Below are 19715 nucleotides of genomic sequence, written 5' to 3'. Positions count from 1 at the left end.
GCAGTGACCGACGGTATTGCGTCAGCGACCCCACCGGCGATCGAGGTACCCAAGCGCGCCTGGCAAGCCCTGGTGGTTCTGTTGCTCGGCATGTTCATGGCCCTGCTCGACACCACCATCGTCAACGTCGCATTGCCGACGATCAGCACGACGCTGGAGGCATCGGAATCCGTTCTGTCGTGGATCATCTCGGGCTACGCGCTCGCGTTCGGTCTCGCCCTGATTCCGGCGGGCAAGGTCGGGGATCGGATCGGGCACAAGTGGGTGTTCTTCACCGGTCTCGCTCTGTTCACGGTGGCCAGCTTTGCCTGCGGACTCGCTCAGGACGATCTGCAGTTGGTGGTTGCCCGAGTGGTTCAGGGTCTGGCAGGCGGAATGTTCGTGCCCGCTGTCACAGCGTTCATTCAACTGCTGTTTCCAGGTCCTGTGCGCGGCAAGGCATTTGCGATCATGGGTGCGGTCATCGGAGTGTCGACTGCGTTGGGGCCGATCGTCGGCGGGTTGATCATCCAGGCTTTCGGTGAGGAGAACGGCTGGCGGTTGGTCTTCTGGGTCAACCTGCCGATCGGCATCGTCGGTCTGATCGCGGCGGCGGTTCTGCTGCCGAAGAAGGATGAATCCGAGCCGACTGCAAGGCCGGGCATCGACTGGCTCGGGTTGGTGCTGATCTCCGCCGGCCTCATCGCGCTGCTCGTACCGCTGATCGAAGGCCAGGAGCTCGGGTGGCCGTTGTGGACCTACGTGACCATTGCTGCAGGCGTGGGCCTGATTGCAGTGTTCGGCTGGTGGGAGGTGATCCACAGCGGTCGTGGACACAATCCGCTCGTGCCGCCGCGACTGTTCACCCGACCGGCATTCACCGGCGGTGTGATTCTCGCGCTGGTGTACTTCGCAGCGTTCACCAGCATCTTCTTCACCATCTCGTTGTTGTGGCAGACCGGGCTCGGCAATACGGCCCTCTCGTCCGGGTTGGTCTCGATACCGTTCGCGATCGGCAGCATCATCGCGTCCTCGCAGAGCAACAAGCTCACGATCCGACTCGGCCGCACCGTACTGATCCTCGGCGCATCGCTGGTGTCGATCGGCTTGATCTGGCTGTGGATCATCTTGGCGACCAGTTCCGCCGACACCATCTCCCATTGGACTCTGCTGGTCCCGCTGTTCATCGCGGGCTTGGGCAACGGCGCGTTCATCGCTCCCAACGCGCAGTTCATCGTCGCAACCGTCGACCGCGACGACGCAGGGGCCGCGAGCGGCGTCATCTCGACGATGCAGCGCGTCGGCTCCGCAATCGGTATCGCAGTCATCGGTAGTGTGCTGTTCGGCTCACTCACCATCACCGGCCCCGATACCGTGGGATCCGGCTTCCTGCACGGTGCCGCAATGGCCATGGCCGTCAGTGCCGCGTTCAGCGTCGTTGCGTTGGCGTTGGTGTTCGCTCTACCGAAGAAGGTGCAGAGCGGTCACTGATCTCGGCTCGTTCAGCTCGACAGGCCCTTGCCGTGCCGCTGGACGACCGTCGATGCGAGATCGGCGATCTTGACGTTCAGATCCTGCGACGATTTGCGGAGCAGTGCGAACGCTTCTTCGTCGGATACTTTGTGCAGCGCCATGATGAGGCCGATCGCCTTGCCGATCTCACGGTTACTCTCGAGGCCGTCGCGCAAGGTCGATGCCTCTTGGCCGTTCAGCATCGCCCCTACCGTCACAGAAGTGAATGCAGTCAGGATGACGGCTTTGTCGGCGGTGTCGGCATCGAAGGCACCCGCGGTGTCGGTGAACAGGTTGAGAGCACCCACCTTCTGCTCGTCGACCTTGAGGCGGAACCCCATCGCTCCCCGGACCGGCGTGCGGTTCAGGACACCCCGAGCCATTGCGGGCCACTGGGTGGGGCTGCTGAAATCCGGCTCGAGTTGGACGGCCTCGGTGGTCAGCGCATCCAGGCACGGTCCCTGACCTGTGGCGCGTTCGATGTCGTCGACGACGCGTGCCACGTCATCCGAGGCCGCGACGGTGACGGCCTTTCCGTGGCGCAACAACATGAGACTCGCGTGATCGCAGTGAGGGACAACCATCGTCGCGGCGTTGCAGATAGCGGTGTAGACCTCTTCTGCGCTACTGCCGCGATACACGATGTCGGCCAGAGCGGCGAATACAGTTGCCGGGTCGGTCGACGGAGCGTCGAACTGTTCGTCGTCGGTCATTGCTTCTCCCGTCGTGTGGCGCATGCCGGGCAAACCGGTTGCGCAGCACATCAACCGTACCGCCCTGCGCCGGGGTCCCTGCACCAACGGGCTGGCAGTAGCCTCATGTCGTGAGCAATGCGCAGGAATCTACGGGATTCGAGTACGGCCACGACGGCCCGAAGTCCATCGTGGTGGGCGTCGACGGCTCGGATTCGTCCTGGCGGGCCGCCGCATACGCCGGAGGACTGGCCCGAAGGCAACAATCGCTTCTGGTGCTGGTCTACGTGCAGCCCATCGTCACCGCGTCGTGGGGCCAGGCGGGGATCTCGATGGTGGAAACGGGCCGACAGATCGCCGACGAACTCCTCGACTACATCAGAACCTCGGTGGCCCGCTTCGGGGAGCGAGAGCAGGTTCGCTGGGAATTCCGCACTGCGCAGGGTGATCCTTACAACGGACTCGTCGCGGTTGCCGATGGACTCCGCACCGACGCCGTCGTGGTGGGGGCCTCCGAACGCGCCGGGCACCGATTGGCGGGATCTGTGGCAGTGCGACTGGTCAAGGCGGGCCGCTGGCCGGTCACAGTGGTGCCATGAAGGCTCGAATTCCAACCAGTCGGCGGTTTTCCCTGTAAAAATAGGCAGTCACCTCGTCGGATGCGAGGCGCATGTGGTGCGGTTCTCGGATTCGGGGAGTTCCATGGCTGGTCTGTCGCGTCGTCAATTCGTCACTCGGGTGGGCACCCTCGCCGCGGCATGGGGAATCGCACCGCAGGTTCTGGGCCACGCCCTTGTCGCTCGGGCGCAGCCGGCTTCAGGAGAGGCAGATGTCGGCGGAACGCTGGCGCAGACCATCCTGAGATCGTCGACCGGCCCCGGTCGGTACCGGGTGCTTGCTGCGGGGCCGGGTGAGCCCTACGTCCCTCGCCTCGACATCCTCGGGCGGGCACCCAGCGCGTCTCGGGTGCAGGCCAGGCGGTCGTTGCTCTACCTGGGGCACCTGTCGGACATGCATGTCATCGATGCGCAATCGCCCGGTCGGATCGAGCCCATGATCGTCTCCGACCATGCGGCGTGGGGCTCGGCCTTCCACCCGCAGGACCCGCTGACCGTGCACGTCACGGCAGCGATGGTGAAGGCATTTGCGGATGCACGAATCAGTTCGGTCACCGGCGCTCCCATGGGGGCCGCGGTTGTCACCGGTGACAGCGCCGACATGCATTCTCATCTCGAACTTCGTTGGTACATAGACGTTCTCGACGGCGTCGCGGTCCGGCCTACGAGTGGCGCATCCGACGTCTTCGAGGGCGTGCAAGCGTGGCCCGAGGCGCAGTGGGCGTATCGGCCGGGCGATCCGTCGGGAGGGTCGTTCGGGGACTACGGATTTCCGACGCTTCCCGATCTGTTGACGCAGGCGATGTCGGGGACCGTCGAATCGGTGGGGCTACCCGTCCCGTGGTATTCCGTCTACGGCAATCACGACACGTTGTTGCTCGGCACGTTCGATCTCTCCTCTCAGCTGCATGCCCTCGCGGTCGGCGGACGCAAGGCGTACACACTCGAAGCGACGGCCACCTCGGCATTGGCCGGGTACGCATCGACAGGTAGTCCGCTGCAGAGGATGGTCGATGCGCTCGGGGTCGGATCCGGTGCCCGGCCCGGGTTTCGAGCAGTGTCGGCAGATCCGGCTCGGTACCTCTTCGAGCAGCGTGAGTTCATGCAGGAGCACTTCGAGACGACTCCCACCCCAGGGCCGATCGGGCACGGTTTCACCCAGCACAACCTCGACTCGGGTGAAACCTGGTGGGCGGCGGACCCGACTCCCAACGTTCGCACGTTCGGACTCGACACCTGCAACGCCGTCGCCGGCCCCGACGGGGCGGTGCCCGAGGAGCAGTTCGATTGGCTCACTCAGCAATTGGAGAAGGCGCAGGCCGAGCGCAAGCTCGTCCTGATCTACACCCACCACAACAGCCTGACCCTGGAGAACCGTGCACAGCGGCCGGGACAGTCGGTGAAGCTGTACGGCGCAGACGAATTCATCGACCTGCTTCTGAAATATCCAGTGGTGATCGGTTGGCTCAACGGACACACCCACCAGAATCAAATCGTGGCGCATTCGCGAGATGGACGAGGGTTCTGGGAGATCACCACCGCGTCGTGCATCGACTTTCCGCAGCAACAGCAGGTGGTGGAGATCGTCGACAACAGAGACGAGACATTGTCGCTGTTCACCACGGTGCTCGATCACGCGTCGCCGATCACGCCCGGGAACAGCGGCAGCTACCTGGACCTCGCCTCGCGTAGTCGTGAGCTGGCTGCGAACGACTGGGCCGAGAATCCGCTGATGCGACGGGGTTCGCGCCTCGACCGCAACACCGAACTCCTCCTGCCCGCCCCGTTCGACCTGAGCACCATCACCGACGCTGCTCTGGAACAGCAACACCTCGACCAGCACGCCAGACTGATTGCGTACGAGACGAGGCAGGGGCGATGAACGGTGTTCGTAGGCAGCTCTTCACGGTGGTGATGGTGCTGGCCTGCGCGGGGTGCTCGCAGACCGCTGCGCTCGCCCCGGTCGGGGGAGCCGAACTCGGGAATCTCCGCTACGCGGTGAACGACGTTCTGTTCGAGCAAGGAATCGAGATCCTGGTTGCGCCCGTGTGCTCGGGCACCGGGGCGGACATCGAATGTGCCGGGACGACAACCGGTAACGAGGCGATCACCGGTACGGCCACGTCCGACGATGCCAGTACCGTCGAAGTGAAGGTCGGCGCAACCGTTCTCTACTCGGGTTCGGTGCAGGACGTACTCGACCGCAATTCGACGGTCGGTGCGCCGTGAAAGGGGTGCTGCTGCTCGCATCGGTGGCGATCGTCTCGGCTCTGATTCAGGCGCTGACCGTGGTGGGGGATCCGGCTCCGACGTCGTCCCTCGGATTCGCTGCGCTGGTCGTCGTTTCCGCCGCAACGGTGGTGTGTGCGCTGTGGTTCACCGCCTCGACGGCACTCGATGTGGTGGACGGCAACGCGTCGGGTGCACTGAGCCGGACGTGGCGACGACCGCGGGTACTGGCGTGGTGCGTGGTGCTGACCGGGGCGGCCGTTGCGCTCGCAATTCTCTTCCCCCTGCTCCCGGCTGTCGTCATAGTCATTGCGCTGCTGATACTTCCAGCGGCAGTGGACGGTCGCCGAAACCCTCTGCGCGCTGCACTACACACCGTGAAGCAATCCCCGTGGCGCTGTACCGCCGCGGCGGTCACCACGATCCTCGCCTACCTACTCGGCTGGGTGGTGGCACTCGTGCTGGGATTCTTCGTCACCGGCGTGGTGGCGGCATTCCTGACGTGGCTGTGGTTCGGGGCCAATGCTGCTGCACTGCTGGTGTATTGGTCGGCTTTGTATCGCAAGGTGGTAGGGACTTGATCGGCGCTCGCGAAACGGCTCCAGTCAGCCGCGGGCACGTCGACCGATCGCGGCGTCGGCCACGATCTGATCTATTCGACCTGCACGAGTGTCGTCTCGAACGGCGCTGACAATCCACCACAGCATCTGTTTACGGGCGCTGGGAGGGAAGTCGTCCCAGTTGTTACGAGCGTCTGGGTCACGGTCGAGTGCCGTCTTCAACTCGAGCGGTTCTTCGAGGTTCTCGACCGGATCGGAGATTGTCCACCACCCGTTCGACTGCGCGGCAGCAATGGCGTGGCGACCTGCGTCGGTCATGAGGCCGCGTTCTTCCATATCGGCTGCGCGTTCTCGGTTGAGTTTGGTCCAGGGGCTCTTGGGTCTGCGCGGTGTGAACAGCTGCAGGCCGCGGGCCTCGTCGAGAATGCTGCTGGTGGAGTCGATCCAACCGAAACAGATGGCTTCCTCGACAGCCGCGGGATATGGGCAACGGGGTCGGTCGGTGCCGGTCCGCCATGAACAGAGCCAGACGCCTCGGGTCGAGCTGTGATTGTGCGACAACCAGGATCGCCACTGCGCCCGCGTTTCGGCATGGATGATCGGGTAGTCGAACTTCCACGTCGGGGGATGGGCTGACGCGGGCGACGGCGATTCCGACGCAGTCATGCGCTCGCGCGATCGACTCGACCCGGTAATGCCTCGCTCTGGTTCCACATCGCTTCAGTGTCCCCACAATCGAGGACAACCGCTGTCCTTGATGGCTCGCACATTTCGACGGCCGGCTCGTGGTGGGGCGGGCGGGGCTCGAACCCGCGACCAATGGATTATGAGTCCACGGCTCTAACCGACTGAGCTACCGCCCCAATCCCGTACCAGGTACGAGCCAGCAGAATCGTACAGAATCACGCCGTCTCGTGGTTCCATCGGGGGCGCTACTTGGCCTTCACCTGCACCGGAACGCCGTTGAGAATCGCGTTCGCCGATACCGCGTCGACTCGGGCGGGGTCGGTGATGTCGTTGACGCTCGGTCCGGTGACAGTGGTGGCGACCGAGAGCTGCACGCCGGGGCGCTGATGACCGAATCCGTGCGGCATGCTCACCACCCCGGGCATCATCTTTTCGGACGCCGCAACCTCGATGTCGACGGTACCGGCCGCGGAGGTGACCGACACCATCGAACCGTCCTCGATCCCGCGCTGGAAGAGATCGTTCGGGTGGGCCAGAAGCTGATGTCGCGCTTTGCCTTTGGTGAGTCGAGCGGTGTTGTGCATCCACGAGTTGTTGCTACGTAGATGTCGTCGACCGATCAGCAGGAGCTCGTCGTCCTTGGGAACCGCGCTCGAGTGCATCAGGTCCACCAGGGCAGGCAGTTCACCGACCACGACGTCCTGGATCAATTGAACGCGCTTGTCCTTGGTCTTCAGCTTCTGGGGAAAGCCCGGACGCAGCGGTCCCAGATCGATGCCGTGCGGGTTGGCTCGAAGCTTCCTCAGCGACAACCCTTTTCGTCGGCTACGGAGCAGGATATCCAGCGTGCGAGCAGGGGACAGGCGCAGACGGGCCTCGCCGATGACGCTCTTCGGAGTCAGTCGTGCCTTCAGGCGATCGACGGTGGAGCCTGCCATGCGGTTCTTGTAGCGCAGTGACAGGTCTCGGAAGATCTCCCAATCATGCTTGGCGTCAGCCTGTTTGGGTAGGACTGCGGGCATGTACTTGGCAGTGTTGTGTACCGCGAAAGAACTGAAGATCAGATCGTAGTGATCGCGTTCGAGGGACATCGTCGGCGGCAGAATTACGTGTGCGTGCCGCGAGGTCTCGTTGATGTAGAAGTCGAACGACACCATGAAATCGAGTCCCGCGAACGCGTCGTTCAGGGTAGTGCCGCCGGGCATCGACAGCACCGGATTGCCGGACAGGACGGCCATGGCACGAATCTGGTCCTTGCCCTCGGTGGTGATTTCGTCGACGAGCGTCGAACAGGGATACTCGCCGGCGAACTCGGGGAGATCGCGAACGCGGCTGCGCCACTTGTCGAAATGTCCGCGGCCGACGATGCCCTGCGAGATCAGATCGATCGCCGGATCGGTCACCATCGCACCGCCCGGGCGGTCGAGATTGCCCGTGATGATGTTGAGTACCTGGATCGCCCACTGGCACACCGTGCCGAACTGCTGCGTCGACACCCCCATCCTGCCGTACGCCACTGCAGACTCCGCCGCAGCGAAGTCCCGTGCGAGAGAGGAGATGTCGTCTGCCGACATGCCGACGATCGGTGCCACCGCCGTCGGCGTGAATTCGGCGACGAGATCGGCAAGTCGATCGGCACCATCGACGTAGTCGGCGACACGGACGGAGCCGGCGGCGACAATCGTGTGAATCATCGCCAGCAACAGCAGCGCGTCGCTGCCGGGACGAACGAAGAAGTGGGTGTCGGCAATATCCGCCGTTTCGGTCTTACGTGGATCGACCACGACCAGTCGGCCACCTCGCTTACGGAGTGCGCGTGCTCTTTTGGCGAAGTCGGGCACCGTCATCATGCTGCCGTTGGAGGCCATCGGATTGCCGCCGAGGACGAGGAAGAAATCGGTTCGATCGATATCCGGGATGGGCAGCAGGAGCTGGTGGCCGTAGAGCAGATGGTCGACGAGCTGGTGCGGCAACTGATCCAAGGACGTCGCCGAGTACCGATTGCGGGTGCGCAGCAGCGCCGTGAACGGAATGCCGTGGGTCATCGCACCCATCGAGTGCACGTTGGGATTGCCCTGATAGAGCCCGACAGCGTTGGATCCGTACTTCTTCCGCGTCGAGACGAGGCCGTCGACGACGAGGTCGTACGCCTCATCCCAGCCGATCTTCTCCCACTTCTCACCCACCCGCTTGACCGGTGTGGTGAGCCGATCGGTGTCGGCATGAAGGTCGATCAACGACAGAGCCTTCGGGCAGATGTGGCCCCGGGAGAGTGGGTCCTTCTCGTCGCCGCGGATCGAGACCACCGCGTTGTTCTCCACCGTGAATTCGAGACCACAGATCGCCTCGCACAGATTGCACGATCCATACACAACCGACATCGCATTTCTCCCATTCCTGTCGTCCGAGACTAGCCCGGCGGGGGACCGATCCACCGGCATCGACGGACAATTAGGCTTTGGGGTCGTGACTACCCTCGATCTCACTGCCTCGTGGCCCGTCGACCATGTCAGTGCTGCCGTCGTCACCGACGCCGGAGTGCGGGAGGAGGTGGGGGACACCGCGCGCGTCTTCGAGCTGGCGTCGGTCACCAAATTGCTCGCCGCCTACGCGGTGCTCGTTGCGGTCGAGGAAGGTGCCGTCGAGCTCGATCAGCCCGCAGGGCCGGAGGGGTCGACTGTGCGGCATCTGCTGGCGCATGCCTCGGGACTGGCGTTCGGCGAGCGGAAGGTGCAGGCTCCTGCCGGCACAAAGAGGATCTACTCGAGCGCGGGATTCGAGGTCTTGGCCGAGCTCATCGAAGCAGAGTCGGGAATTACCTTTCCCGACTACCTGGATGAGGCCGTCTGCGGTCCGCTCGGGATGGTCGACACGTCGCTGCCCGGGTCGGCCGGTCACGGTGCCCGTTCGTCCGTTGCAGACCTGACCAAGTTCGCCGCGGAGCTGTTGGAACCGACTCTCCTCGCGTCGCAGACACTGTCTTCGGCCGTCGACGTGCAGTTTCCCGGCCTGAACGGAATCGTGCCCGGGTACGGATCGCACAAGCCTTGCGATTGGGGTCTGGGGTTCGAGCTGCGCGATGACAAGACCCCGCACTGGACTGGGAGTAACAACTCGAGGGCTACGTTCGGCCACTTCGGACAGGCCGGGACGTTCCTGTGGGTGGACCCGTCGGTGAGGATCGCGTGTGTGGTGCTGACCGATCGGAACTTCGGAGATTGGGCCAAACCGCTCTGGCCCGAGCTCTCCGACGCCGTCCTGGCCGGGTGAAACACCACCGTTCACAGATTGCACTGGCGCAACAGGGGCAACTCGGGGCACACTAGTACACACACGCGTTGAATCGCTGCAACCAGTTCGAGCATGTCGAGGTCGTTGGGGAAGACGTCCCTCGTCGAAGCTGGAGGTAGTGGAATGCGTGGATCGAACCAATTCGCAGATGCGACGTCGGGTGTTGTGTACATCCACTCGTCGCCCGCTGCGCTGTGCCCGCATGTCGAATGGGCGTTGTCCGACGCCCTCGATTGCCGTGCCAATTTGAAGTGGTCCGCGCAGCCGGCTTCCGACGGTCAGCTGCGTGCCACCACGGACTGGATCGGGCCCGTGGGCACCGGGGCGAAGCTCGCCGGCATCCTGCGCTCCTGGCAGATGCTGCGCTACGAGGTGACCGAGGATGCCAGCGAAGGTGTCGACGGCGAACGGTTCTCGCACGTACCCGGCCTGGGTCTCTGGCGCGGATCGACGAGTGCCAACGGGGACGTGGTGCTCGGCGAGATGCGACTGCGCGCGCTGATGGAGAACAACCAAGGCAACCTCGCCGCCGCCGTGGAGCACGCGCTCGGCTCGGATTGGGATGCCGCACTCGAGCCGTTCCGCACCGGAGGCGCAGGAGCAGAAGTGACCTGGCTCAGCCGCAACGTCGGTTAGCAGCGGTTGCCGAGGATTCGTCACGGCGGTAGTTTCGCGTTCGTGCCTGGGGTAGGCATGTGGGAACGACCGTGGAGTGGTGAGTTCGATGTTGTCGACCGGAAGAGTCATTCGATTCGACGAGTTCAAGGGGTACGGATTCGTAGCGCCGGACGAGGGCGGCGAGGACGTGTTCATCCACGTCAACGATCTGGACTTCGACAAACGACTGTTGGCACCGGGAGTACGCGTCGAATACGTTGCCGTAGACGGTGACCGTGGTCTGAAGGCCACCGAGGTCCAGATCATCGACGGGCCGACGTCGACCGCTCTGGTTACCCGGCACAAACCCGACGTCCCATTTCACAACACCGCACCCGTCAGTGGTCACCAGCGCCACGACGCAGGCGCGGACGTCCTGTCCGAGGCGGACTTCACCACCGAGCTGACCGAGCAACTACTGACGTCGAACGGCACGCTGACGGCTGCGCAGATACTCGACGTGCGATCGGCCGTCGTTCGACTGGCCCACGATCACCGATGGATCCAGGGCTGACCGGCCTCGATTGCCCTCGTTTGCCCGTCCTTTGACCTCGTTCGCCCGTCCCCGGTGTGAATCAATGTGGCTTTCTTGCACATGGAGTGCCTGAAAGGCGCATTGATCCCAACCGGGGTGGGTTCCCAACCGGGGTGGGTTCTCGGGGCAGGGCTGACGGACCGCAGTAGGTAGCGGTCGACGTCGATCAGAGTGGGATGTTCTTGTGATTTCCGCGAGCCGCCGGTGCCGCGGCGAGAGCTTTGGCAACCGTGCTTCGGGTCTTGCTGGGCTCGATGACCTCGTCGACGACGCCGATGGCAACTGCGCGATCGACACCGCCTGCGATGCTCTCGTGCTCGACGGTGAGGCGGTCGTGCAGTGCCTCACGCTCTTCTTCCGGTGCGGCGGCGAGCGCCTTCTTGTGCAGGATGCCGACGGCCGCCTTCGCGCCCATCACGGCGACCTCGGAGCCGGGCCAGGCGTAGACCGCGGTGGCACCGAGTGCGCGGGCATTCATGGCGATGTACGCGCCGCCGTAGATCTTGCGCGTGACCAGCGTGACGCGGGGAACGGTGGCCTCGGCGAACGCGTGCAGCAACTTCGCTCCGCGGCGAACGACGCCTTCCCATTCCATGCTGACGCCCGGCAGGTAGCCCGGCACGTCGACGACCACGATGAGCGGAATACCGAAGGCATCGCACAGACGAACGAAACGCGCTGCCTTCTCGGCACTTTCGGAGTTCAGGCAGCCGCCGAGTCGGATGGGGTTGTTGGCGATCACGCCGACGGTGCGGCCACTGATGCGGCCGAGACCGATGACGATGCTGCGAGCCCAGCCTCCCTGGAACTCCTCGAACGTCGATTCGCCTTCGACGTTGTCGAGCAGTTCGTGAATGATCGGGTGCACGTCGTAGGCACGACGGTTGGATTCGGGCATCAGTGCGCGTAGATCGGTGTCGCCGTGTTCTGCGGCGGCGATGTCGAACACGCCCTGCTCGCAGAACATCGACACCAGACGGCGGGCGCGGGTGAACGCGTCCATCTCGCTGTCGGCGACGATGTGGCAGACCCCGGACTTCTTGTGGTGCGTGTCGGGGCCCCCGAGCGACTCCATATCGACCTGTTCGCCGGTGACGCTGCGAACGACGTCGGGTCCGGTGACGAATACGCGTCCCTCGGGAGCCATGATGACGACGTCGGTCAAGGCGGGACCGTACGCTGCACCACCGGCTGCGAAACCGAGGACGACGGAAATCTGTGGGACGAGGCCGGACGCTCGCACCATGGCCTCGAAGACGAGTCCGACGGCATGGAGAGCCTCGACGCCCTCGGCGAGGCGAGCACCACCCGAGTGCCAGACGCCGACGATCGGGGCGCGCTGTTCGATGGCGGTGTCGATCGCGGCAACGATGTGCTTGCAGCCGTCCACCCCCATGGCACCGCCCATGACGGTGGCGTCGGAGCAGTAGGCGATGGTGTGGACGCCGTCGATTTCGCCCGATGCGGCCAGAATTCCCGACTTGTCCCGATCATGCAGGGGGACAGTGGTTCCGGCGTCGAAGAGCTTTTCGAGGCGGGTCAGGGGGTCGCGCGGATCGGTAGAGGTGCCGGATCGTGTGACAGGGGCCAGAATGGTCATCGCGTTGTCCTTCTTCAGGGCCCCTGGCGGGGGCGAGGCCCGAGCCGGGACCGTCCGTCGAAAGAACGGCCCCAGCTCGGATCATGCACTGCGAGAGCGGGATTCGCTGAGTCGAGAAGTCGACTCAGTGGATCACGCCTTACCGAAGGCGAGCGCTACGTTGTGCCCACCGAATCCGAACGAGTTGTTGATCGCGTAGTCGATCTGTCCGACGCGGGGCTCGCCCTTGACGACATCGAGATCGATTTCGGGATCCTGGTTCTCCAAATTCAGTGTGGGAGGGATGATTCCCTCTCGCACTGCCAGCACCGTCAGTACCGACTCGAGGGCGCCGACGGCACCGATCGAGTGGCCCAGAGCGGATTTCGGTGCGTACACCGCTGCGTGATTTCCGACTGCCTTGTTGATCGCCAGCGCTTCGGCGGTGTCTCCGATGGGAGTTGCCGTTGCGTGTGCGTTCACGTGGGTGATGTCGGACTTCTGCAGGCCTGCGGTCTCGATGGCGCGCTGCATCGCACGCGCGGCACCCTTGCCCTCGGGGTCGGGGGCCACGAGGTGGAACCCGTCCGAGGTGATTCCGGCACCGAGCAGGCGGGCGTGGATCGTTGCGCCGCGTGCTTTGGCGTGCTCCTCGGTCTCGATGACCATGAGCGCACCCGCTTCACCGAAGACGAAGCCGTCACGATCCTTGTCGAACGGACGTGACGCACCCTTCGGGTTGTCGTTGTTGGTGCTCATCGCCCGCATCATGGAGAAGCTGGCGATCGGAACCGCGTCGATGTATCCCTCGACGCCGCCGGTGACGACCATGTCCGCGTCGCCCATCACGATCATCCGCCATGCATGCGCAATGGCTTCCGATCCCGAGGAGCAGGCGGAGACGGGCGTGATGACGCCGGCTTGTGCTTTGAGCTCGAGCCCGACGACCGCTGCTGGGCCGTTCGGCATGACCATCTGAACGGCGAGCGGGGACACCTTGCGGTAACCGCCGGCCTTCATCTTGTCGTTGGCGTCGATGAGAGAATCGCCGCCACCGAGTCCGGTACCGATCGACACGCCGAGGCGAAGGGGATCGACGTCGGGCGAGCCGGCGTTCTTCCAGACCTCACGACCGAGCACCGTGGACAACTGCTCCACGTAGCTCAGGCGACGGATCTCGACCCGCGAGAGCAGACTCTGCGGGTTCACCGCGAGGTGTCCGCCGATCCGCACGGGCAGGTCGTACTCGGTGACGAAATCGTCTTCCAGAGTGCCGATTCCGCTTTCGCCGTTCAGCAGACCCTTCCACGTGGCATCGACGTCACCCGCGAGTGACGTGGTCGCAGCAAGGCTGGTGACGACGACACTGGGGAAGCGTCCGTTGGCGGTGGATGGGTTGGTCATGGGTCGTGTCACTCGCTCGCGGAGTCGTCGAGCTTGGCCTTGATAGCTTCTGCGGCTTCGGGGTTCTCCGCTTCGAGCTTCTGGATGTAGTTGACGGCGTCGCCGACGGTGCGCAGACCTGCGAGGTCTTCGTCGGGGATCTTCACGCCGTACTTGTCCTCGGTCTGCACTGCGATCTCGACCATGGAGAGCGAGTCGATATCGAGGTCGTCCACGAAGGACTTCTCGATGGTCACCTCGGACGGTTCGATGCCCGTGACCTCCTCGATGATCTCTGCAAGTCCGGCGATGAGGTCTTCCTGGCTGGCCACTGTTGTGGCTCCCTTCTCTTCTGTGTCGAACGCCGAAGTCATGTGCTTCGAGACGCGGTTGTGCATTTCTGCCACTCGGGGAGTGGAAGTCGATCCGCAGTACCGAGACTGCGGTGTGAAGGTGACCGAGCTATCCGAGCTCGGCCAATGCGGCGATGTCCGCCGGTGTCTTCAGGCCGAGGTTGGGCACGCCGCGCAGTTCACGCTTGGCGATACCGACCAGTGCGCCTGCCGGGGGCAGCTCCGCAAGTCCGGTGACCTGCGCGGTACGCAGGTACGCGCTGCACAGGTCCCACCGCACGGGGCGTGTGACCTGGGCAGCGAGTTTGGTGAGCGCATCGGCACCCGATGCGACCGGCTGACCGTCCGAGTTGGACAGCAAGGTGTGCGTCGGCTCGGACGGAGTGATGGCGGCTGCGGCCGCGGCGACGGTGTCGCCTGCCGATGCCATGTACTTGGTGTGGAAGGCACCTGCGACCGGAAGTGCTCGGACCCGCGCCTTCTCGGGTGCGCTCTCGGCCAGTTCCGCCAACTTGGTCAGCAGACCTGCAGCAACGATCTGGCCGGCTGCGTTGACGTTGGCCGGGGCGAGATCGAGTTCTTCCAGCCGGGCCAGAACTGCAGCTTCGTCGCCGCCGAGCACGGCGGACATGCCGGTCGGTTCGAGGGCGCAGGCCTTGGCCATCGCAGCACCGCGCACCGCCGCCAGAGATACCGCGTCGTCGGAGGAGATCACGCCGGCAATGGCAGCAGCCGCCAGCTCGCCGACCGAGTGGCCGGCCACGATGGCGTCGTCGGGGAACAGTCCACGCGAGGCGATTTCCTCGAAGGCCAGTAGGGCCGACGCCACGACCAGTGGCTGAGTCACCGCAGTGTCGGTGATTTCTTCAGCGGTGGCGGTGGTGCCGAGTCGCACGAGATCCAGGCCGGAGGCCTTGGACCACAGCGCCAACCGATCGGCCGCGCCCGGGATTTCGAGCCAAGGCAGCAGCATGCCGGGAGTCTGGGAGCCCTGACCGGGCGCAAGCAACGCAATCACAGGGTTAAGAGAACACTGTCGGGCCCCTCATCAGTGATGTCGCGCTCGATGAACTCTCGACAAGCAATTTGTGGGAACCCTACAAATTGCCTCGTGGAGACCCGCTATCGCCGGAAGGCGGTTCGGCGTTACGTAACCACTTCTCCAAATGTGACCTGTGTGACATATGGGGCTGGATATGTCGGTTCGTGATGCGTTCGAGCCAACCTACCTACCGTTGCCGCGACCCGAAGGACGTACGCATCGCGTGGGTGAGTGGGATCACGTCCGGTCACCTCGGCGATGCGCTTGAGCCGATACCGGACGGTATTTGGATGAACAAACAGCTGCCGAGCGCAGGTTTCCACGGCACCGCCGCAGTCGAGGTACGCGTCGAGTGTGTCGGCCAAACCCGAACCTGCCGCGGCCAACGGCACGACGACGTGATCGTTGAGAGCCGAGATAGCTGCCCCGTCGTTCAGCAACGCTCGTTCGGGCAGCAACTCGCCGGCGTGAACCGGCCGCGGTGCGCCCCGCCAGCCCGCCACGGCCTGCATGCCGGCAAAGGCCTCCACCGCGCTCGAGTGCGCTGCGCCCAAGGTGCGGGTGGTGGGACCGATGACGACAGGGCCGTCGGAGAAGTTCTGCAACATGTCGTCGATGAACGCGTGATGCGCCGCGGTGTCGTCGAGCTGGCCACTGACCACCATCACCAGTCGGGTCCCCTGAACCACCGCCAACGCAGCTCGACCGTGCTTCTGAGCGACGGAGTGCACGGTGCCCACGACGGATACGCCGCGATCGTCCGGGGGAGTGCCCACCAATACCGTCGCGGGTGCAGTGGCGTCCCAGTTCAACGTGGCAGCACGGGAGAGCATGTCCGATCCGGTATCGCCCCGGACGACGGCGTCGACGACGAGGGCTTCGAGGCGGGTGTCCCACGCCCCTCGTGACTCGGCTGCACTGGCGTACACGGACGCCGCTGCGAACCCCAGCTCGCGGCCGTACCGCAGCACGGCCTCGGTCAGCGCGACCAACTGCTGGTCGTTGCGGGCGAGCGCAGGGAGCCACTGCTCGAAGAACTCCATCGCCACCCGAACCATGTCGACGGTCTGACGCAGCGTGAGGCGTCGGGCAAGGTCTTGTGGGATCACCTGGAAGGCGTCGAGGCTGAATCGAATGTCGCTGTTCGGATTCTTGAGCCATTCGAGAAAGTTGTCGACGGCCGTCTGGATCAGCAGCTGAACGCTGGCCCGCTGGGCGGCGTCGAGGTCGCCGAAGAACGGCAACTGGCCCTGCATCGTGGTCACTGCCTCGGTCGAGAGGCGGCCGGAGAACTGTTTGACGCGTCGCAACAGGGCGTCGGGCAAAGGGTCGCGCTTCTGGCGCGAAGGGGCCAACGAGTTGACCGGAAGGTGGACCTCGTTGTCGGTCGTGAGCGAATCACGGGTGGGGGAGTCACGGGCCGGGGAGTCACGAGCCAACGACTCACGCAACGCCTCACGGTAAGCGTCGCGCCGGGAGACATCACGCGCGGACGAACTGTCCGGTGAATCGGGTTTCGCATCGGACATAAGGAGAACCTACGCCCGACCCCCGCCCACCTCGCGCTGGACTCTCGTCGCGAGGTGGAACGGGGGTCGGCCGATCACGGCAAAGACCTACGCCGAGCCGGTATCGGCGTACGACGTCGGAGCTGCGGTGACGTCGTCGATCTTGTACTTCTCGGCAGCCTCGACGGCCTTGGACTTGTCGATCTCGCCCGATGCCGCGAGAGCGGACAGTGTGGCGACGACGATGGACTCGGCATCGACGTTGAACACCCGTCGTGCAGCCGGGCGGGTGTCGGAGAAGCCGAAGCCGTCGGTTCCGAGGGTGACGTAATCGCCCGGAACCCACTGGCGGATCTGATCCGGCACGGCGCGCATCCAGTCGGAGGACGCGATGACCGGGCCGTTGGCATCGGCCAGGGCCGAGGTGACGAACGGAACGCGCTTGTCGGCACCCGGGTTGCGCAGCGACTCCTTCTCGGCTTCGACGCCGTCGCGGCGCAGTTCGCCCCACGAGGTGACCGACCACACGGCCGAACGAACGCCCCACTCCTCGAACAGCAATTCACGTGCCTTGCGGGCCGAGACAATGCCGACGCCGGACGCGAGCAGCTGTGCCTCGGGTCCGTCGCCCTCCTGCGGTTCTGCGAACCGGTAGATGCCCTTGAGCAGTCCCTCGACGTCGAGGTTCTCGGGCTCGGCCGGCTGTACGTACGGCTCGTTGTACAGGGTGATGTAGTAGAAGATGTTCTCGCCGCCGAAGCCCTCGACACCTTCGGTTCCGCCGTACATGCGACGCAGACCGTCCTTGACGATGTGCGCGATCTCGTAGGAGAACGCCGGGTCGTAGGCCACCGCCGCGGGGTTGGTCGACGCCAGCAGCAGCGAGTGACCGTCGGCGTGCTGGAGACCCTCACCGGTCAGGGTGGTGCGACCTGCCGTGGCACCGAGCACGAACCCGCGGGCCATCTGATCCGCGGCAGCCCAGAGACCGTCGCCGGTGCGCTGGAAGCCGAACATCGAGTAGAAGATGTACAGCGGGATCATGACCTCGCCGTGCGTCGCGTACGAGGTACCCACCGCGGTGAACGACGACGTGGAGCCTGCCTCGTTGATGCCCTCGTGCAGGATCTGACCGACCGAGCTCTCCTTGTAGGCGAGCATCAGTTCCGAGTCGACCGAGGTGTACAGCTGGCCGTTGCGGTTGTAGATCTTCAGCGACGGGAACCACGAGTCCATACCGAACGTGCGGGCCTCGTCGGGAATGATCGGCACGATTCGGTGGCCGATCTCCTTGTCTCGCAACAGCTCCTTCATGACGCGCACGAGCGCCATGGTGGTGGCGACTTCCTGCTTGCCCGAGCCCTTGCGAAGCGTCTTGTAGGTGTCGTCGCCGGGCTGCGGCAGTGGCTTGACGTCGACGCGGCGCTCGGGGACGAATCCGCCGAGCTTGCTACGACGATCGAGCATGTACTGGATCTCGGGAGCGTCCGCACCGGGGTGGTAGTACGGCGGCATGTACGGATCCTTCTCGAGCTCCTCGTCGGAGATCGGGATGTGCTGGAGATCGCGGAACGTCTTGAGATCGTCGAGCGTCAGCTTCTTCATCTGGTGCGTGGCATTACGGCCCTCGAAGTGCTTGCCCAGGGTGTAGCCCTTGATGGTGTGCGCCAGGATGACCGTCGGCTGGCCCTTGTGCGACATCGCAGCCGCGTAGGCAGCGTGCACCTTGCGGTAGTCGTGGCCGCCGCGCTTGAGGTTCCAGATCTCGTCGTCCGAGAGATCCTTGACGAGCTCCTTCGTTCGCGGGTCGCGGCCGAAGAAGTGATCGCGGACGTAGCTGCCGTCGTTGGCCTTGTAGGTCTGGAAGTCGCCGTCGGGCGTGGTGTTCATGAGGTTCACCAGTGCGCCGTCGCGGTCCTTGTGCAGCAGCGAGTCCCACTCGCGGCCCCACACGACCTTGATGACGTTCCAGCCGGCACCGCGGAAGAACGACTCCAGTTCCTGGATGATCTTGCCGTTACCGCGCACCGGGCCGTCGAGACGCTGCAGGTTGCAGTTGACGACGAACGTGAGGTTGTCGAGGCCTTCGGTCGCAGCCACGTGTGCGAGTCCACGCGATTCCGGCTCGTCCATCTCGCCGTCGCCGAGGTACGCCCAGACGTGCTGATCGGAGGTGTCCTTGATGCCGCGGTCGTTCAAGTAGTGGTTGAAGCGCGCCTGGTAGATGGCGTTCATCGGACCGAGGCCCATCGACACCGTCGGGAACTCCCAAAAGTCCTGCATCAGCCGTGGGTGCGGGTACGACGGCAGTCCGCCGCCCTCGTTCACGTGGCTCGCTTCCTGGCGGAAGCCGTCCATGCGCTCGGCCGGGATGCGGCCTTCGAGGAACGCGCGGGCGTAGATGCCGGGGGAGGCGTGGCCCTGAATGAAGATGTGGTCGCCGCCGCCCGGGTGATCCTTGCCGCGGAAGAAGTGGTTGAAGCCGACCTCGTACAGCGCAGCCGACGACGCGTAGGTCGAGATGTGGCCACCGACGCCGACGCCCGGACGCTGTGCGCGGTGCACCATGATCGCGGCGTTCCAGCGGATCCAGGCGCGGTAGCGGCGTTCCATCGACTCGTCGCCGGGGAACCACGGCTCGTTCTCGGTGGGAATCGTGTTGACGTAGTCCGTCGATGTCAGCGACGGGAGCGCGACGCGGCGCTCACCGGCGCGCTCGAGCAACCTGAGCATCAGGTAGCGAGCGCGGTTGGGTCCGGACCTCTCCAACAAGCCGTCGAACGACTCGATCCATTCGTTGGTCTCGTCGTTGTCGATATCGGGCAGGTACGACGCGACACCCTCACGGATGACGCGGACCCGGCCGTCCGAGCCCTTCTTGCCTGCAGACGATGTGTTCTGCCGTTCGCCGCTGTTCACTTCGGACAACGTGTGCACTCCTCAATGTGGCGGACGCTCGGTGTGGCGCCCGGTCCGGTAGCTCGCCCCTGTGACGGCGATCTACATTCCTCGTTCTCGTGATTCCTCCCCAATCCTGCCGCATCTCGTCGGTTCTGGTAGTACAGAGGTCCGATACCCACCAGTAGAAATT

General features: G+C 64.5%; 17 protein-coding genes and 1 tRNA gene. 8 read left to right on the top strand and 10 right to left on the bottom strand.

Annotation, left to right across the window (positions count from 1 at the left end):
- The first annotated feature begins 3 nt into the window (after positions 1-3).
- The gene (locus tag CH262_RS15980) at positions 4-1470 is read left to right on the top strand and encodes an MFS transporter (RefSeq protein ID WP_027497475.1); all 1467 of its coding nucleotides are present in this window, start codon (positions 4-6) and stop codon (positions 1468-1470) included.
- 11 nt (positions 1471-1481) lie between these two features.
- On the opposite strand, the gene CH262_RS15975 is transcribed toward CH262_RS15980, so the two are convergent.
- Positions 1482-2204 carry a GAF and ANTAR domain-containing protein gene (locus CH262_RS15975; RefSeq protein ID WP_027497474.1) on the bottom strand — a complete coding sequence of 241 codons (723 nt, stop codon included), beginning with the start codon at positions 2202-2204 and terminating at the stop codon, positions 1482-1484.
- Positions 2205-2314: 110 nt separating this feature from the next.
- On the opposite strand from CH262_RS15975, the gene CH262_RS15970 reads away from it, so the two are divergent.
- The 4 genes from CH262_RS15970 (at position 2315) to CH262_RS15955 (ending at position 5610) form a co-directional block, all read left to right on the top strand.
- Positions 2315-2782 (top strand): universal stress protein, encoded by a 468-nt coding sequence (locus CH262_RS15970; protein ID WP_032384559.1) that lies wholly within the window; start codon positions 2315-2317, stop codon positions 2780-2782.
- Positions 2783-2885: 103 nt separating this feature from the next.
- Positions 2886-4682 (top strand): TIGR03767 family metallophosphoesterase, encoded by a 1797-nt coding sequence (locus CH262_RS15965; protein ID WP_032384598.1) that lies wholly within the window; start codon positions 2886-2888, stop codon positions 4680-4682.
- A complete protein-coding gene (locus CH262_RS15960; protein WP_032384560.1) occupies positions 4679-5029 on the top strand; it encodes a hypothetical protein in 351 nt (116 codons plus the stop codon). The genes CH262_RS15965 and CH262_RS15960 overlap by 4 nt, the downstream gene beginning before the upstream one ends.
- Positions 5026-5610: an EI24 domain-containing protein gene (locus tag CH262_RS15955; protein ID WP_032384561.1), complete on the top strand. Its 585-nt coding sequence runs from the start codon at positions 5026-5028 to the stop codon at positions 5608-5610. Before CH262_RS15960 ends, CH262_RS15955 begins: the two co-directional genes overlap by 4 nt.
- A 24-nt stretch (positions 5611-5634) precedes the next feature.
- Here the strand turns inward: CH262_RS15955 and CH262_RS15950 are convergent, their stop codons facing one another.
- From CH262_RS15950 to CH262_RS15940, 3 genes are all read right to left on the bottom strand, one after another.
- Positions 5635-6255, bottom strand: a complete 621-nt coding sequence (locus CH262_RS15950) for a YdeI/OmpD-associated family protein (RefSeq protein WP_027497470.1) — start codon at positions 6253-6255, stop codon at positions 5635-5637.
- 120 nt (positions 6256-6375) lie between these two features.
- Positions 6376-6452, bottom strand: a tRNA-Ile gene (locus tag CH262_RS15945).
- A gap of 69 nt (positions 6453-6521) precedes the next feature.
- A complete protein-coding gene (locus CH262_RS15940) occupies positions 6522-8657 on the bottom strand; it encodes a molybdopterin-dependent oxidoreductase (RefSeq protein ID WP_094717935.1) in 2136 nt (711 codons plus the stop codon).
- An 85-nt stretch (positions 8658-8742) separates the two neighbouring features.
- Here CH262_RS15940 and CH262_RS15935 point away from each other — a divergent pair, with 85 nt between their 5' ends.
- The 3 genes from CH262_RS15935 (at position 8743) to CH262_RS15925 (ending at position 10738) form a co-directional block, all read left to right on the top strand.
- Positions 8743-9546, top strand: a complete 804-nt coding sequence (locus CH262_RS15935; protein WP_027497453.1) for a serine hydrolase domain-containing protein — start codon at positions 8743-8745, stop codon at positions 9544-9546.
- A 144-nt stretch (positions 9547-9690) separates the two neighbouring features.
- On the top strand, positions 9691-10203 hold the full coding sequence (locus CH262_RS15930; RefSeq protein WP_032368158.1) for a DUF3145 domain-containing protein: 513 nt from the start codon (positions 9691-9693) through the stop codon (positions 10201-10203).
- A gap of 88 nt (positions 10204-10291) precedes the next feature.
- Positions 10292-10738 carry a cold-shock protein gene (locus CH262_RS15925; RefSeq protein ID WP_094717934.1) on the top strand — a complete coding sequence of 149 codons (447 nt, stop codon included), beginning with the start codon at positions 10292-10294 and terminating at the stop codon, positions 10736-10738.
- Positions 10739-10925: 187 nt separating this feature from the next.
- Here the strand turns inward: CH262_RS15925 and CH262_RS15920 are convergent, their stop codons facing one another.
- The 6 genes from CH262_RS15920 to aceE all read right to left on the bottom strand — a co-directional run bounded on the left by CH262_RS15920 (position 10926) and on the right by aceE (position 19552).
- A complete protein-coding gene (locus CH262_RS15920; RefSeq protein WP_032368156.1) occupies positions 10926-12359 on the bottom strand; it encodes an acyl-CoA carboxylase subunit beta in 1434 nt (477 codons plus the stop codon).
- A gap of 132 nt (positions 12360-12491) precedes the next feature.
- Entirely contained in the window at positions 12492-13742 is a 1251-nt protein-coding gene (locus tag CH262_RS15915) for a KasA/KasB family beta-ketoacyl-ACP synthase (protein ID WP_027497449.1), read from the bottom strand.
- An 8-nt stretch (positions 13743-13750) separates the two neighbouring features.
- Complete coding sequence (acpM, locus tag CH262_RS15910) at positions 13751-14095, bottom strand: meromycolate extension acyl carrier protein AcpM (RefSeq protein ID WP_045841363.1); 345 nt, start codon at positions 14093-14095, stop codon at positions 13751-13753.
- 88 nt (positions 14096-14183) lie between these two features.
- Positions 14184-15092, bottom strand: a complete 909-nt coding sequence (locus CH262_RS15905) for an ACP S-malonyltransferase (protein ID WP_032370259.1) — start codon at positions 15090-15092, stop codon at positions 14184-14186.
- 128 nt (positions 15093-15220) lie between these two features.
- The gene (locus tag CH262_RS15900) at positions 15221-16645 is read right to left on the bottom strand and encodes a PucR family transcriptional regulator (protein ID WP_256988820.1); all 1425 of its coding nucleotides are present in this window, start codon (positions 16643-16645) and stop codon (positions 15221-15223) included.
- Between the two features lie 87 nt (positions 16646-16732).
- A complete protein-coding gene (aceE, locus tag CH262_RS15895; RefSeq protein ID WP_027497445.1) occupies positions 16733-19552 on the bottom strand; it encodes a pyruvate dehydrogenase (acetyl-transferring), homodimeric type in 2820 nt (939 codons plus the stop codon).
- Positions 19553-19715 lie beyond the last annotated feature (163 nt).

Source organism: Rhodococcus sp. 05-2255-1e, from assembly GCF_002259025.1.
Lineage (GTDB): Bacteria > Actinomycetota > Actinomycetes > Mycobacteriales > Mycobacteriaceae > Rhodococcoides > Rhodococcoides fascians.
The sequence above is the reverse complement of the archived record's forward strand: the minus strand, read 5'-3'. Positions and strand labels throughout refer to the sequence as shown.